The organism is Nocardia sp. NPDC102475 (assembly GCF_055584605.1).
In genome coordinates, this window is the sequence record NZ_JBVJLS010000006.1 from 322414 (window position 1) to 338223 (window position 15810).

Here is a 15810-nt window from a genome sequence, read left to right on the forward strand (position 1 = left end):
GCGCGTACTTGGTCAGCGGGTGCTCGTCAGCGCAGGCGCTCGCGTCGAGAACTCCCGGTTCCCGATCGGGGTCGTGCTGCACCGATGTCAGCGCGGCACCGCCCACGGGGCGAGGTTCAGGTCCTTCGTGCCGGGCTGCAGACTGGTTGGCAATGAAACTGCCCGAGCTTCCTGATCTGCCCGTGCGTGGCGCACTCGACGGCATTGTCGCGACATTGACCGAGCGTGGCACCGCCGTATTGGTCGCGCCGCCGGGAACCGGGAAGACGACATTGGTGCCGCTGGCGTTGGAGAATCTCGGGCGAGTGGTGGTGGCCGAGCCTCGCCGTTTGGCGGCGCGAGCGGCGGCGGGGCGGATGGCCGCGCTGTTGGGTGAGTCGGTGGGGGAGACGGTCGGGTATTCGGTCCGGGGAGATCGGCGGGTCAGCGCCCGGACTCGGATCGAGGTTGTCACGTCCGGGTTGCTGGTGCGGCGGTTGCAGGGCGATCCCGAGCTGGCGGGCGCGGATGTCGTCGTCCTCGACGAATGTCATGAGCGGCATCTCGACGCGGATCTGCTGTTGGCGTTGCTGCTGGATGCGCGGGCCGGGTTGCGGCCGGATCTGCGGGTGCTCGCTACATCGGCAACGGTTGCGGCCGAACGTCTTTCGGTGCTGTTGGGTAGTGCGCCAGTGGTGGAAGTGCAGGGGCGGGCCTATCCAGTGGTGACGACGTATGTTCCGTCGTTGCCGAGGGAACGGAGTGAAGCGCAGGTGGCCCGCGCCACGCGGGCGGCGCTGGTCGGGGTCGACGGGGATGTGCTGGTCTTCCTGCCCGGAGCAGCCGAAATCCGCCGGACCATGGATCTTTTGGCCGATGTAGACGTGGATCTGGTTCCGTTGCACGGCAGGCTTTCCGCTGCCGGGCAGGATATTGCGTTGCGGCCGGGCTCACGGCGGCGCGTCGTGTTGTCCACCGCTGTGGCCGAATCGAGTTTGACGGTGCCGGGGGTCCGCGCTGTGGTGGATTCGGGGCTGGCTCGAGTGCCGCGCATCGATCGGGGACGCGGGTTGTCCGGCCTTGCGACAGTTCGCGTTTCGGCTGCCGTCGCCGAGCAACGGGCTGGGCGCGCGGGACGCGAGGCTCCGGGAAAGGTATGGCGCTGCTGGCCGGAGTACGAGAACGGCACCCTGCCTGCCTATCCGGAGCCAGAGATTCGCACGGCGGATCTGACGCGTCTGGCATTGGAGCTCGCGTGTTGGGGTACACCCGATGGCCATGGCCTCGCGTGGTGGGACGCACCGCCGCAGGGCGGATTGGCCGCTGGCCGAGATGTGTTGCGCGCGTTGGGGGCCGTGACCGGAACGGGGGAGGTCACCGAGCGCGGGCGGCACATGGCACGAGTCGGATTGCATCCCCGATTGGCACGAGCGCTGCTCGACGGTGCCGCCGAGGTCGGCACCCGGGCGGCGGCGGAAGTTGTCGCGGTCCTCGACGATGACACCCTCGTGCCCGGCGTCGATCTCGTGGCCGGTCTGCGCGCGTTGCGGCGTGAGCGGCCGCCGCGCTCGCGGCGCGAGGTCGAGCGTCTGTCGCGGTTGGTCGACGCGACGGACGGCGACGACGATCCGGCTTTCGTTGTCGCACTGGCACATCCGGAACGGCTGGCACGACGACGTGGTCCTGGCTCGGCGAGCTATCTGATGGCGGGTGGCACGGCGGCGACCCTGCCGCCGGGTTCCGGATTGGGTGATGCGGAATGGCTGGCGGTCGCGGTGGCGACACGCGATCCGGGGCGTTCCGACGGGCGGATCCGCTCGGCCGCGGTCGCCGACGAAAAGCTCGCTCGCCGTGCGGCATCGAGTCTGCTGCGGATTGCGGACGAGGTGGATTGGGTCGACGGTGAGGTGGTCGCCCGGCGGGTCGAACGATTGGGCGCGATCATGTTGTCGGAGCGGCAGCTTCGTGATCCCGATCGCCAATTGCTCAGCGCGGCAGTGCGACGCGGCCTGAATTCGGCCGGACTCACTCTGCTGCACTGGGATTCCGATGCAGTCGCCCTCCGGCAGCGCCTCGACTTCCTGCACCGCACACTCGGCGCCCCCTGGCCGCCGGTCGACGACGAATCGCTGCTGGCCGATGTCGACGCCTGGCTCGGCCCTGAACTCGCGACGGCGCGCCGCCGCGCGGACCTCGAGCGCATCGACGCGGGACAGGCACTGCGTCGCCTGCTGCCGTGGCCCGATGCCGCGCGCTTGGACGAACTCGCGCCGGAGCGCCTGCCAGTGCCCTCCGGCAGTCGCGTCCGTCTCGATTACTCGACCGACCCGCCGGTGCTCGCGGTCAAGGTGCAGGAGGTCTTCGGCTGGACGCGGACACCGTCGCTGGCCGATGGGCGAATCCCGATCGTGCTGCACCTGCTCTCGCCCGCCCAACGCCCGGTCGCGATCACCGCGGATCTGGCATCGTTCTGGCGCACCGGCTGGCCGCAGGTTCGCAGTGACCTGCGCGGTCGCTACCCCAAGCACGCATGGCCGGAGGATCCCACCAGCGTGCCCGCTCACCGCGGCACGGCCCGTAACGCCGGTTAGGTACCGACGCGTCAGTCCGGCGAATTTGCCTCTGCTGCAATCCAATTCGCCAGGACAGCGGCCTGGCTGTGGTCTACGTCGCGGGTGGCGGTCAACAACGTCACCGGATGTTCGCGGGCGATGTCGCGTAGCTGCGCGACGGCGTCGCGGTGCTGAGTATCGCGCAGCTCGGCCAGATATCGGCGACGGAATTCGGCGAAGCGCTCGGGCTCGTGCCCATACCACTTGCGCAACTCGGTCGACGGCGCGATGTCACGCATCCACTCGTCCAGGTGCGCGTCTTCCTTGCGTATCCCGCGCGGCCAGACCCGATCGACGAGCACGCGGGTGCCGTCCGACGGAATCGGCGCTTCATAGATTCTCCGGTAGGTGACGTGCTGGCTCATCATGCTCCCGTCCTGAGCTGGTCACTTCCCTTCGCGTGGAGCTCTAGAGGTAGCTCCCATGCTAGGCCTCTCGCAGTTATCAATCATCGATTCAATCAGTGATTGAATCGATGATTGGAACGTGGTTGACTGCAGTCATGGTGGAACAGGCAGCCGCGGCGGGCACGCGCGAGCGGCTATTGCTGGCGGCCGAGCGACTCTTGCTGACCGAGCGGTACGACGATGTCTCGGTGCGGGCGATCTGCGCGGCGGCCGGGGCCAATCCCGCTGCGGTGCACTATCACTTCGGCTCGAAGGAAGCGCTGGTCGCGGCATTGCTGGAGGATCGGCTCGGGTCATTGTGGGCCGAACGGCTGACCGAGGTGACGACCGCGCACGGTTCGGTGTCGGCGCTGGTGGATGCGGTGATCGAGCCGTTCATCGGATTGGCGGCCGATCCGGTCGGGCGGCTGCATCTGCGGCTGCTGGCCCAATTCGTTCTCGGTCGGCACCCGACGATGTGGCGTCGGCACTGGTTCCGCATGGACGCCTGGGTCGGCTTGCTGCCGGAGCTGAGCGAACCCGAGAGCCGGCGGCGCTGGGGATTGGCGTTCGACCTGATCATCGTGCAGTTCGGTGGTGCCGGCACCGGGGAGCGTGAGCTGTCGGACGAGGCGGTCCGCACGCTACGAGACTTCGTGGTCGCCGGACTGACCACGCCAGGAGAGAAATGATGAACGAAGTATTCGCACCGACCACACTCGGCCCGATCACATTGCGCAACAGGGTGATCAAGGCCGCGACCTTCGAGGGACGAACACCGGACGCGCTGGTCACCGACGAACTGATCGACTTCCATCGCGAAATCGCAGCAGGCGGAGTGGGTATGACGACGGTCGCCTACTGCGCGATCTCGCCGGGTGGCCGCACCGACCGGCACCAGATCTGGATGCGGCCGGAAGCCGTCGCCGGACTGCGCGAACTCACCGACGCCGTGCACGCCGAAGGCGCCGCCGTCAGCGCCCAGATCGGTCATGCGGGACCGGTCGCCAATGCCGCATCCAATCGCGCGCCCGCACTGGCGCCGAGCCGAATGTTCAGCCCACTCGGTATGCGGCCCATGCACGTTCCGGACTTGTCCGAAATCGCCGCGGTCACAGCCGATTACGCGAATGCCGCCCGGCTCGCCGAGCAGTCGGGCTTCGATGCGGTCGAAATCCACTTCGGCCACAACTATTTGGTGAGTTCGTTCCTGAGCCCGCTACTGAACCGGCGCAAGGATCGTTACGGCGGATCCCCGGCCAACCGCGCCCGGCTCGCCCGCGAGGTCGCGGTAGCGGTGCGGGAAGCCGTCGGCGACCGCTTGGCTGTCACCGCGAAGTTGAATATGGAAGACGGTGTGCGCGGCGGCCTTTCGCTCCCGGAGTCATTGCAGGTGGCCGCCTGGCTGGAATCGGACGGCGCACTGGATGCGTTGGAACTCACCGCAGGCAGCTCCCTGCTCAATCCGATGCTCTTGTTCCACGGCGACGCTCCACGCAAGGAATTCGCGAAAGTCCTTCCTGCCCCGGCACGCTGGGGCTTCCGCCTGATGGGCCGCGGCTTCCTCCGTGAGTACCCATACCGCGATGCCTACCTGCTCGAACGCGCCCGTCAATTCCGCAGAGAACTGTCGATGCCATTGATCCTATTGGGTGGCATCACCGACCTCGACACAATGCACACGGCAATGGCCGAGGGTTTCGAATTCGTCGCCATGGGCCGCGCCCTACTGCGCGAACCAGACCTCCTCCTCCGAATCCAAGCCGACCAGAACACCCGATCGGCCTGCACCCACTGCAACGAATGCATGCCCACCATCTACACCCGCACCCGCTGCGTCCTCCGTGACAATTAGCCGAGAATGTATTGGTGGCGGGGACACTCTCGAGATTTGCCGCCACCGATACATGGTGATCGGGTGTCCAGATCCCAGCACTGAGCTTGCGGCAGTCGAGGGCGGGGAGCCTTGATCGAGGTGGCCGGGTATTACAGCTTGTATCCGATTTGGCGCAATAGTTGTTTGCGGGCTTCTTTGTCGGTGGGGCCTTCGACGCCGAGTGGTGCGCCTCCGTCGACGACTCCGATAATTCCGCGTCCCGATTCGGTCTCGGCAATTAATATCTCGACCGGATTCGCGGTGGCGCAGAATATTCCACAGACCTCGGGGACCTGCCGTACCGCATTGAGCACATTGACCGGATAGCCCTCGCGCAGGAACACGATGAACGAATGTCCTGCGCCGACCGCGACAGCATTCTTGGTGGCGAGCTCGGTCAGATCGTCGTCGTTGCCGGAGGTCCGGATCAGCCGCGGCCCGGATGCCTCACAGAATGCCAACCCGAAACGCAGATGCGGACTGATCCCGACCAGTGCCTCGTGCAGGTCCTCGACCGCCTTGATGAAGTGGGCCTGCCCGACGATGACGTTGAGATCGTCCGGTTTATCGATGTGTACCGAAGTCAGCTCCATCGAACTATCCTGCGCCGCATTCGAGCCCCTGCGCCAGGGCGACACGCCCGTCCCTTCAAGGCGCGCAGTACCCCTGGTACCAGCAAAAGTGGGCTGTGTCGGATTTGTCGAGTACGTTGCGAGGCGATGAACACGAGGAGTTCGCGGATGAGGGCGGCAGCGCACGGTCATGGACTACCGGTGGCGCAAAGCGGACGCATTACGGTGTACATGCCGGTTGACCACGCTGTAAGCCGTTGTCGCTGTTCGGGGTTCGGCGGCGGGGCGCGGTTGCGGTGGGCGGTCGGTGTCGATGCCAAGTACGGTGTCGGGACGCCGTGTTGACATCGAAACGCGGGGGAGTTCGAAACGAGAATGTGTCGAAGTATGTATTTTGAGCTATCCCGGCGCCTGCGAAAAGCGGTCGGCGTTACCGCGCTGGCCGGACTCCTCACGGTGGCCGGATGCGGCACGGACGCCGACAAGTACTCTGCGGAGCCCAGCATCACCGCTGCTGCCGCGCACACCGATCAGCAGCACCTATCCGTCACTGTGCCGGGCACACTGGCCGCCGGTTTCCAGGAACTGCAGTTGAGTGTGCACGGCAAGCTGGGCATGGCGATCATGCCGGTCGGCGGCGAGAAGATGGTGACCTTCGGCGACTGGACCACCGGCCCCGCCTGGTCGACGATGAAGGTGCCGCTGGTCATCGCTTCGCAGCGCAAGAGTTCGACCAGCTCGAGCTACGCGGCGACGGCGGCGATCACCCAGTCCGACAACGCCGCGGCCGATACTCTCTGGCAGTCGCTCGGCACCGGCCAGGAGGCGGCCAAGGCGGTCGAGGCGGTGCTACGCGAGGGCGGCGATACCAAGACCGCGGTGCCCGCCACCAAGACGCGCTCCGATGCCTCCGCATTCGGACAGGCGGATTGGGCGCTCACCGAACAGGTTCGGTTCGCCTCCCGGCTGCCATGCCTATCGCAGAGCTCGGACGTGATCGATCTGATGGAACAGATCACGTCGAGTCAGCGCTGGGGCCTCGGCGAACTCAAGGGCGCGGAATTCAAAGGTGGTTGGGGGCCCGACACCTCCGGCTCCTATCTGGTCCGCCAATTCGGTCTGATCCAGGGACCGGCCGGTCAGATCGCGGTCGCCATTGCCATCCAGCCCGATTCGGGCAGCTTCTCCGAGGGAACGAACATCCTGGACCGGCTCGCCACCGTGATCTCCCAGCACCTCGACGAATTCTCCGGCGGCAGCTGTTCCTGATCCCGGTCGAGTCGGCGCCTGCGGGTTCGCGCGGTGGCCCCGTGGGCGCGCACACTTGACCGGGTAACGGTGGCACCCGAGATTCCCGACTAACGGGTGAGATCGCAGGACCACGACCGTGGGGCGGTTCGGCGAGGTGGAGGTAACGGGGTGGACGAAACGCAGTCGCGGGCCGGTACGCGATTCGGCCCCTACGAATTGCGTGCATTGCTGGGCCGCGGCGGGATGGGGGAGGTCTACGAGGCGTACGACACGGGCAAGGACCGTGTGGTCGCGGTCAAACTGCTGCCCATGGCGCTGGCCGACGATCCGCGGTTCCAGCAGCGATTCCGGCATGAATCCCGGGTCGCCGCGCGGCTGGCCGAACCGCACGTCATCCCGATTCACGACTGGGGCGAGATCGACGGTGTGCTCTATATCGATATGCGGCTGGTCCGCGGCAGCGATCTGCGCTCGGTGCTGCGCGACAAGGGGCCGCTGAGCCCCACCCGTGCGGTCGGCATCATCGAACAGGTCGCGGCAGCCCTCGATGCCGCGCATGCCGAGGGTTTGGTGCATCGCGACGTCAAACCTGCCAATATCCTGGTCACCCCTTCGGATTTCGCGTACCTCGCCGACTTCGGCATCGCCCGCTCCGAGCGCGACCCCAGCGTCACCGCGACCGGCCAAGCCATCGGCTCCTACAGCTACATCGCGCCGGAACGATTCGACACCGCCCCGATCGGCGGCACCGCCGACGTCTACTCCCTCGCCTGCGTGCTGTTCGAATGCCTCACCGGTACCCAACCTTTTCCTGCCGACGGAATGAGTTCGCTCATCCGAGCCCACCTTTCGACACCACCACCCCGCCCGACCACCAAACGAGCCGGACTGCCCGGCGCACTGGACGAGGTCGTCTCCCGCGGCATGGCCAAGGAACCCGCCGACCGCTACCCAACGGCCCGCGCGCTCGCCTCGGCAGCCAGAGCCGCGGTATCGGGCACATCGTCCGTGCCGAACTCGGACGTGCCCACCGCCCAGATCTCCAACCCACAACCCGCCCCAGCGACCATCATCTTCCCGACCTTCGGACCGGAATCGACGATCGATCGGCAGTCGCCGAACTGGCCACAGCAGTCAGCCGGGTCGCAATCAGCAGGCGGTCCGCAGCAGTCGGGTGGATCGCTGCCGGGAGGTGGTCCGCGGCAGTCGGGCGGGTCGCAGTCAGTCAGTGGTGTGCAGCAGGCAGGCGGTTCGCCGCAGCTGGGTCCGCAGCAGTCGGGTGGATCGCAGCAGTCTGGTGGACCGCGGCAGGCAGGCGGCCCGCCCGGGTCGGGTGGTCCGCCGCAGGCAGGCGGGGCGCAACAGCCAGTTGGTCCGCGGTCGGCGGGCGGTCCGCAACGGACGGGAGGCCAGCCGCAAGGGAGCGGTTCACAACTTTCGAACAGACCTCAATCGCATATCGGGCCACACTCGACCAGCGGACCGCAGCAGATCACCGGACTCGAGCCGACGCTCGTCCCCCGGCACTCATCGGATCCGATGCGCCGCGATGTTCCGCCGCATGACGCGACCACCGAGGCACTGTCGAGAACCGTCGGCATGCCGATGCCCCAATCCGACGCACCGTACCCACCGGATCCGACACCCATTCGTGCGCGTCGATCGATGCGCATCGTCTGGATCGGCGCGGTGCTTGTAGTCCTGGCGATCGGGGGGATTATCGGCTGGCAGGTGCACAACGCAAGTGAACATTCCGGTCGGCCGACGACCACGACCATGCCCGCACACCTGCCCGCCGGTGCGAAACCGTGCGCCAAGCTGTATCCGGCACTCGGCCGATTCACCTCGTCCGCGATCGGCACCACCGTCACCAGTTGCGCCTTCGCCGAGGAGGTGCGCAAGGCGTACGCGAATGGTGGTGACAGCACTATTACCGATCGGTCGGTCATGGCGCACAGTCCGATCAACAATCGGGATTACAAGCTGAATTGCACGGCAGGTGATCAATTCGCAACCTGCAGCGGCGGCGAGAACGCCATCGTCTATGTGTATTGAGTCGTAGCCGTTACCCGGTGTTCACGGGGGTGCGACCGCGCGATCGCGCGAAGCGGTGCAAGATATGCGCCATGCGCATCGGAGTGTTGACCGGAGGCGGCGACTGTCCAGGACTGAACGCGGTCATCCGTGCCGTCGTTCGCACCGCGAACGGACGCTACGGGGACGCGATCATCGGCTTCCAGGACGGCTGGCGCGGGTTACTCGAAGACCGAAAGATCACCATTCAGAACGACGATCGCACCGACCGCCTGCTCACCAAGGGCGGCACGATGCTCGGCACCGCTCGCACCAATCCCGACAAACTGCGTGCCGGACTGGACCAGATCAAACGCACCCTCGACGACAACGGGATCGAGGCACTGATCCCGATCGGCGGCGAGGGCACGCTCACAGCCGCGAGTTGGCTGTCCGACGAGGGCGTCCCGGTGGTCGGGGTCCCGAAAACCATCGATAACGACATCGACTGCACCGACGTCACTTTCGGCCACGACACCGCGCTGTCCATCGCCTCCGAGGCCATCGACCGGCTGCACACCACCGCCGAATCGCATCAGCGCGTCATGCTGGTCGAGGTGATGGGCCGCCACGCGGGCTGGATCGCGATCAACTCGGGCGTGGCGGCGGGCGCTCACCTCACGCTGGTTCCCGAGGTGCCCTTCGACGTGGGCGAGGTGTGCTCGATGATCAAGCGCCGCTTCCAGCGCGGCGATAAGCACTTCATCTGCGTGGTCGCCGAGGGTGCGCATCCGGCCCCGGATTCCGGATTCGCTCTGCTCGAGGGTGGCATCGACGAATTCGGCCACGAACGGTTCACCGGTGTCGCGCAGCAGCTGGGCACCGAGATCGAACGCCGCATCGGCAAAGAGGTCCGCACCACCGTGCTCGGTCACGTCCAGCGCGGCGGCAGCCCGACCCCGTACGACCGGGTGCTGGCGACTCGGTTCGGTCTGCATGCCGCCGAAGCCGTGCATGCCGGACAATTCGGCCAAATGGTTGCTCTGCACGGCACTTCCATCGATCTGGTCCCGTTGTCCGAGGCCACCAAGCAGCTCAAGCGGGTGCCGACCGAGCGCTACCGCGAAGCCGAGGCATTTTTTGGCTGATCCCGGCGGTTGTTGCACAATCGAGACCTGCCGAATTCCTTGTCGCACAGCTACTCTGGTCGTCGTGGCTCAACTCCAGGTATTCGACCTGCCCACCGATGCTGTCGCCGTATTCCGCCGCCGTGCTCGCATCGCGGGCATATCGATCGAAGCTCAGGTCCGTCAGGAACTGATCGCAATGGCGCATCGGCGAACTTCCGTGGACACGATCGTGGAATTCCTGGAAGCCCAGGGCCGCGATCTGACCCCGCAATTCGACTCCGATGCGGTGACCCTCATCCAGGTCTACGATCTGCCCGCCGACGCCCTCGGCATGTTCGGTCGCCGCGCCCGCGCCGCCGAACTCCCGCTCGGCGCCTACGTCCGCCGTGAACTCCTCGCCATCGCGCGCCGCGGCGGCATGTCGGACGCCATGCTGGAATTCCAAGAGGCACAAGAAGACGACCCCACCCTCGAACTCGACATGGACGCGATCGCCGCCGCGGTCCGATACGCCCGCGCGGACTGAACCTCCGCCCCGGCGTTCCGCCGGCGCGGGGGGCGATCGGGGCGGCGGTTGCAGGGGGGAATGGGAGCGATTGTCACGCCGGTTCGAGGCGCGGGCGGAGGTGATTGCCGCGCAACGATATCGGTTCGCTGAGCGGTCCTGCGCCGGTGTGGTGGGCGTGACCGTGAGGCCGCGCGCCCCGGAGTTCGTCCGAATTGTCCGCGCGGATCGGTAATGTTGTGGAATGCGCACTGGGCGATGGCTCGTCTCGGTTCTGATCCTGATCGTTGCGTTGGTGGCGGGCTGTTCGTCATCGGATAAGGGCCAGACCCGGTCGTTGACCGGGGATTGGCACGGGTCCATCGAGGTGCCCGGCGCGCCGTTGGCGGTGGGGGTGAGTTTCGCCGACAACGGCAGTGCCACCATCGACATCCCGTCGCAGGGTGTGAATGGCGCGGAGCTGAAAGATGTTTCCGCCGAACCGGATCGGGTGGCGTTCGCGATTCCGAACACTCCGGGCGATGCGGTGTTCGACGGCAAATTCGACAAGGATGCCAACCGGATCAGCGGTCAGTTCCGGCAAGCGGGCCAGAGCGTGCCATTGACGTTCGAGCCCGGCAAGATCGGGACGTCCGCGCATCCGCAGGAGCCGAAACCGCCGTACCCCTACCGCTCCGAGGACGTCACCTACCGCAACGGCGATATCGCCATCGCGGGCACACTGACTCTGCCCGAGGGCAACGGCCCCTTCCCGGCAATCCTGATGATCTCCGGCAGCGGCCCTCAGGACCGCAACGAAGAACTCATGGGCCACAAGCCTTTCCTGCTGCTGGCCGACACCTACACCCGTGCGGGTTATGCCGTACTGCGTACCGATGACCGCGGCGTCGGCGGTACCAGCGGCAAACTCGACGACGCCACATACAGCGATCTCGCCGCGGATGCGGCCGTCGGCGTGCGCTTCCTGCGCGCCCGCCCGGATATCGACCCGGCCCGCGTCGGACTGTTCGGCCATAGTGAGGGCGGCTATCTCGCACCCCTGGTGGCATCCCGCCCGGACAGCGGCGTCGCCTTCGCGATCCTGATGGCGGGCCCCTCGGTACCCGGCTGGGAGGTGCTGATCGAGCAGAACCGCGCACTGCTCAGCGCGGCGGGCGCAACGCAGTCCCAAATCGATGATCAGGTCACCTACATCACCGACTGGACCAATCTGATCCGCGCCGGTGACCTGGCCGCCGCCAAGGACCTCGCCTACCGCCACAACGAATCCCTCCCGCCGAACCAGCGCGCCTCCGCGGAAACCCTCGACGCCTACAACACCACGTACATGGCGTCCTTCATCACCTACGATCCGGCCACCGCGCTCTCCGCCCTGCGCATCCCGGTCCTCGCCTTCTTCGGCACCAAGGACATGCAGGTCCTCGCCACCCAGAACGAACAACCGATGCGCGACCGCCTGACCGCCGACCCGGACGCCACCGTGCACGTCTTCCCCGACCTGAACCACCTCATGCAACCCGCCAACTCCGGCCTGCCCAGCGAATACACCGGCATCGAAACCACCATCGCCCCCGACGTGCTCACCTACACCACCACCTGGCTCACCCAACACACCCAACCCCGCTAGCGAACCGCCCCGCTGGTCCGGTGCCGCACAGCAGGTCGGCACTGGCGACGCGACAGTCCAGCCCATGCTTCGGCGAGACACGGCAGTCGACGGGTGCGGTCGCTTGGCGAGGGCGGCGGGCGGGTCAATAGACTGATCGCTATGAGTGCACCCACCGTCGACTTGATGGACTATGCCGATGTCATCGACCGGTTCGAGCCGGTGCTCGGCATGGAGGTTCACGTCGAGCTGAACACCGCCACGAAGATGTTCTGCGGTTGTCCGACCGAGTTCGGCGCGGAGCCGAACACCCAGGTGTGCCCGGTGTGCCTCGGTCTGCCTGGCTCGCTGCCGGTGGTGAACGAGCAGGCCGTGGCGTCGGCGATCCGGATCGGGCTGGCCCTGAATTGCGCGATCACCCCGTGGGGCCGGTTCGCGCGCAAGAACTACTTCTACCCGGACCAGCCGAAGAACTACCAGATCAGCCAGTACGACGAGCCGATCGCCACCAACGGTCACCTCGACGTGGTTCTCGACGACGGCAGTATCTTCCGTGTCGAGATCGAGCGCGCGCATATGGAAGAGGACACCGGCAAGTCCACCCATATCGGTGGCTCGACCGGCCGCATCCACGGCGCGAGTCACTCGCTGCTGGACTACAACCGGGCCGGCGTGCCGCTCATCGAGATCGTCACCAAGCCGATCACCGGCGCGGGGGTGCGGGCGCCGGAGGTGGCGCGGGCCTACGTGACCGCGTTGCGTGAGGTTCTGAAGTCGCTGCAGGTCTCCGACGTCAAAATGGAGCAGGGTTCGCTGCGTTGCGATGCCAACGTTTCGCTGATGCTCATCGGCGCGACGGAATTCGGCACCCGCACCGAGACCAAGAACGTCAACTCGCTCAAGAGCGTCGAGGTCGCGGTCCGCTTCGAAATGCGCCGCCAGGCCGCCATTCTCGCCGACGGCGGTTCGATAGTGCAGGAGACCAGGCACTTCCACGAGAGCGACGGCACCACCTCGCCCGGTCGACGCAAGGAGACCGCCGAGGACTACCGCTACTTCCCCGAGCCGGACCTGGAACCCGTTGCGCCCGCCGAGGATTGGGTAGAGCAGTTGCGCGGCACGATTCCGGAGTACCCGTGGCTGCGCCGCGCGCGCATCCAGTCCGACTGGGGACTGTCCGCCGAGGTTATGCGCGACCTGGTGAACGCGGGCGCGCTGGATCTCATCATCGCGACCGTCGATGCGGGTGCTCCGGTCAACGAGGCCCGCTCGTGGTGGGTCGCCTACCTCACCGAAAAGGCCAAGGAGCGCGAGGTTTCCCTGGAGGAACTGCCGATCACGCCCGCCCAGGTGGCCGAGGTGATCAAGCTCGTCGAATCGAAGACGGTGAACAACAAGGTCGCCAAGCAGGTCGTCGACTTCGTGCTCGCGGGCGAGGGTGATCCGGCGAAGATCGTCGAGACCAAGGGCCTCGGCATGGTCAGCGACGAGACCGCGTTGCAGGCGGAGGTGCAGAAGGCGCTCGAGGCCAATCCCGATATCGCCGAGAAGATCCGCTCGGGCAAGGTGCAGGCCGCGGGCAAGATCGTCGGTGACGTCATGAAGGCGACGCGCGGCCAAGCCGATGCGGCCCGCGTGCGTGAGCTCGTGCTCGAGGCCTGCGCCTGAGTTCGGTCCGCACCGGCGGTTTCCCGACGAATGTGAAGTGGGCGGGTCCCCAAGGGACCCGCCCACTTTGCTATCGGCGCGGTTAGTCCGGTCCGGTGCCCTGCGACGGCGGCGGGATCTTGATCACCCGATCGTCGAACGGCCCGTGATTATCGTCATTGTTGACGGTGGTCGCCCAGATGGTGCCGTCCGCACCGGCGGCCGCACCGCCGAGCCTGCCGTATTTGTCCTGCACGGTGAATGTCGGCGCCGCAGTGATCGCGTGGGTGTTCGCATCCGGATTCGCGATCGCCAGCGCCTTCGCCCCCGACATCGCGATCGCCACCACATCGGGTCCGGCCGCGCAGCCACCCACGCCGGGCCGATCCGGCCAAGTCCACGCGGTGGTGATCGATCCGTCCCGGCCCAGGCGCTGCAGACGATCCTCGGTCGGGGTGCGATCGGTGATCCAGACGCTGTCCTTCCCGTCGTCGCACAGATCGCCCGCCGTGCCGAGGCCCGACGCCACGACCTCCGCATTGGCTCCCGGTGACGGCGAATTGATCCGCAACACCTTGCCCGCCAGCGACGACGGCGCACTTGCCAGACCGGGATTGCCCGCATCGCCGGTCAGCACCAACAGTTCGGTCGGCGAAATGAATTCCAGCGCACCGTGATTGCCGACCGATCCCTTCGGGATTCCGGTGAGGATGGTCTTCGGCGGCCCGTTCTCCGCGATGCGCACCACCCGGTTATCGGATCCGGTGGTGATGTAGGCGTAGATGAGTCCGTCCTCGCGATAAGTCGGCGAGAGGGCGATATCGGAGATGCCGCCGTCACCGGCGCCGTCAACATCGACCTGGCCGACCAGAATCGGCGGCGACTGCGGATCGCTCGGATCCACCGCGACCGTCTTGTAGATGCGTCCGGTGCGTCGCTCGGTGACGAGCGCATCTTCGCCGAGCGAGATGATGCCCGCGGTGGAATCCAGGCAGGTTGTGATCACATTCGGATCCGGATCGATGCACGGGCCGGTCGGGCGCGGGCGCTGCGAGGGGCTCTGCTGCGGCGATTTTGGTTCGGCGGGGTTGAAGGTCGGTTCGGGTGTGAACGGGCTGGAGGCGGAATCGTCGAATCGGGCGCAGCCGACCAGCAGGACGGAGCCGAGCGCCAGGCTCAGGGCGATACGCCCCGCGACAACCAAACTCATGGTTCAGACGTTACGGAAACCGCGGCCGATGTGCCGCTCCGGGTCGATAAACGGACACGCCGTCGCATCGAGACCGCCCACGCGGGCGCAAGGCCGCATAGGGTATCGACCGTGACCGAAGAGCCCAAAGACACATCCGCGCGCAAAACCGAGGGTGCGGCAACGCCTACGGATGAGCAGTCGGCGATGTCGTCCACCGGTCGTGGCGTGACCAGTCCCTACGATTCACCCACCGGCGTGCTGCCCAGATTGCCCTCCGATATCCCATCGCTCAGCCCCGATTCGGCCAAGGATGTGCCGCGCACCGAGGAGGAACTAGGCCTCGATCCGGAGATCCCCTCGGTCGGTGAACAGACCAGGGCGAACGAAGCCGCGTCCTATTCCTACGCCAGCATTCCGCCCGCCTCGAGCCCATCCGGTGGTGAGCCGAGCCGCCCGCTACGCCGCCGCAATGGCGACGCCCGCCGCGGCACTCTCGATCTCGGCCTGTTCGTGCTGCGCCTCGTCGTCGGCGGCACCTTCATCTACCACGGCCTGCAGAAGCTCACCACCTGGTTCAACGGCCAGGGGCTGGACAACACCCGCGACATGATGGCGTCGGGCGGCTGGGACCACGCGACCCTGTCGACCATCCTGGTCATCGCCGGTGAAGTCGGTGGCGGCGGACTGCTGGTGCTCGGTCTGGCCACTCCGCTCGCCGCGGGTGCCGTGCTCGCGGTGATCATCGACGCGTGGCTGTGGAAGCAGGGCATGATCCCCGGCTTCCAGTACAAGTCCTCGGTCAAGAGCGGTGTGGAACTGGAGTCCATCCTCGCGGGCACCGCCGTCGTCCTGCTGCTGACCGGACCCGGCCGCCTGTCCTTCGACCGCAACCGCGGCTGGGCCACCCGCCCCGCCTACGGTTCCCTCGTAGTCCTCATCCTGGCCGTGGCCGCCGCCATCGGCACCTGGTACTGGCTCCACGGCGGCAACCCGCTGACCGGGATCGGCCCGTTCAAGTAAACCTGCCCAATTCCACTGGCG

The 15810-nt window shown here is 66.6% G+C and carries 13 protein-coding genes; 10 read left to right on the forward strand and 3 right to left on the reverse strand.

The window, feature by feature from the left end; all coding sequences use genetic code 11:
• Positions 1-152: 152 nt before the first annotated feature.
• Positions 153-2570, forward strand: coding sequence for an ATP-dependent helicase HrpB (gene hrpB, locus ACZ60G_RS14160; protein WP_465810416.1), 2418 nt, complete (start codon positions 153-155; stop codon positions 2568-2570).
• An 11-nt stretch (positions 2571-2581) separates the two neighbouring features.
• Here the strand turns inward: hrpB and ACZ60G_RS14165 are convergent, their stop codons facing one another.
• Positions 2582-2959, reverse strand: a complete 378-nt coding sequence (locus tag ACZ60G_RS14165; protein WP_465810418.1) for a DUF488 domain-containing protein — start codon at positions 2957-2959, stop codon at positions 2582-2584.
• Between the two features lie 134 nt (positions 2960-3093).
• Between ACZ60G_RS14165 and ACZ60G_RS14170 the strand changes: the two genes are divergently transcribed.
• Positions 3094-3669: a TetR family transcriptional regulator gene (locus ACZ60G_RS14170; protein WP_465810420.1), complete on the forward strand. Its 576-nt coding sequence runs from the start codon at positions 3094-3096 to the stop codon at positions 3667-3669.
• A complete protein-coding gene (locus ACZ60G_RS14175) occupies positions 3669-4832 on the forward strand; it encodes an NADH:flavin oxidoreductase (protein ID WP_465810566.1) in 1164 nt (387 codons plus the stop codon). The genes ACZ60G_RS14170 and ACZ60G_RS14175 overlap by 1 nt, the downstream gene beginning before the upstream one ends.
• 131 nt (positions 4833-4963) lie before the next feature.
• Here the strand turns inward: ACZ60G_RS14175 and ACZ60G_RS14180 are convergent, their stop codons facing one another.
• On the reverse strand, positions 4964-5446 hold the full coding sequence (locus tag ACZ60G_RS14180; RefSeq protein ID WP_465810422.1) for an adenosine-specific kinase: 483 nt from the start codon (positions 5444-5446) through the stop codon (positions 4964-4966).
• Positions 5447-5812: 366 nt separating this feature from the next.
• Here ACZ60G_RS14180 and ACZ60G_RS14185 point away from each other — a divergent pair, with 366 nt between their 5' ends.
• The 6 genes from ACZ60G_RS14185 (at position 5813) to gatB (ending at position 13598) form a co-directional block, all read left to right on the forward strand.
• A complete protein-coding gene (locus ACZ60G_RS14185) occupies positions 5813-6694 on the forward strand; it encodes a serine hydrolase (RefSeq protein WP_465810424.1) in 882 nt (293 codons plus the stop codon).
• A 150-nt stretch (positions 6695-6844) separates the two neighbouring features.
• Complete coding sequence (locus ACZ60G_RS14190) at positions 6845-8731, forward strand: serine/threonine-protein kinase (RefSeq protein WP_465810426.1); 1887 nt, start codon at positions 6845-6847, stop codon at positions 8729-8731.
• A 71-nt stretch (positions 8732-8802) separates the two neighbouring features.
• On the forward strand, positions 8803-9837 hold the full coding sequence (locus tag ACZ60G_RS14195; RefSeq protein WP_465810428.1) for an ATP-dependent 6-phosphofructokinase: 1035 nt from the start codon (positions 8803-8805) through the stop codon (positions 9835-9837).
• A 64-nt stretch (positions 9838-9901) separates the two neighbouring features.
• Entirely contained in the window at positions 9902-10345 is a 444-nt protein-coding gene (locus ACZ60G_RS14200; RefSeq protein ID WP_465810430.1) for a hypothetical protein, read from the forward strand.
• A gap of 223 nt (positions 10346-10568) precedes the next feature.
• Positions 10569-11951: an alpha/beta hydrolase family protein gene (locus tag ACZ60G_RS14205; protein WP_465810432.1), complete on the forward strand. Its 1383-nt coding sequence runs from the start codon at positions 10569-10571 to the stop codon at positions 11949-11951.
• Positions 11952-12092: 141 nt separating this feature from the next.
• Positions 12093-13598, forward strand: coding sequence for an Asp-tRNA(Asn)/Glu-tRNA(Gln) amidotransferase subunit GatB (gene gatB, locus ACZ60G_RS14210; RefSeq protein WP_465810434.1), 1506 nt, complete (start codon positions 12093-12095; stop codon positions 13596-13598).
• Between the two features lie 82 nt (positions 13599-13680).
• Here the strand turns inward: gatB and ACZ60G_RS14215 are convergent, their stop codons facing one another.
• Positions 13681-14787: a PQQ-dependent sugar dehydrogenase gene (locus ACZ60G_RS14215; RefSeq protein ID WP_465810436.1), complete on the reverse strand. Its 1107-nt coding sequence runs from the start codon at positions 14785-14787 to the stop codon at positions 13681-13683.
• Positions 14788-14898: 111 nt separating this feature from the next.
• Here ACZ60G_RS14215 and ACZ60G_RS14220 point away from each other — a divergent pair, with 111 nt between their 5' ends.
• On the forward strand, positions 14899-15789 hold the full coding sequence (locus tag ACZ60G_RS14220) for a DoxX family protein (protein WP_465810438.1): 891 nt from the start codon (positions 14899-14901) through the stop codon (positions 15787-15789).
• The last annotated feature ends 21 nt before the right edge of the window (positions 15790-15810 follow it).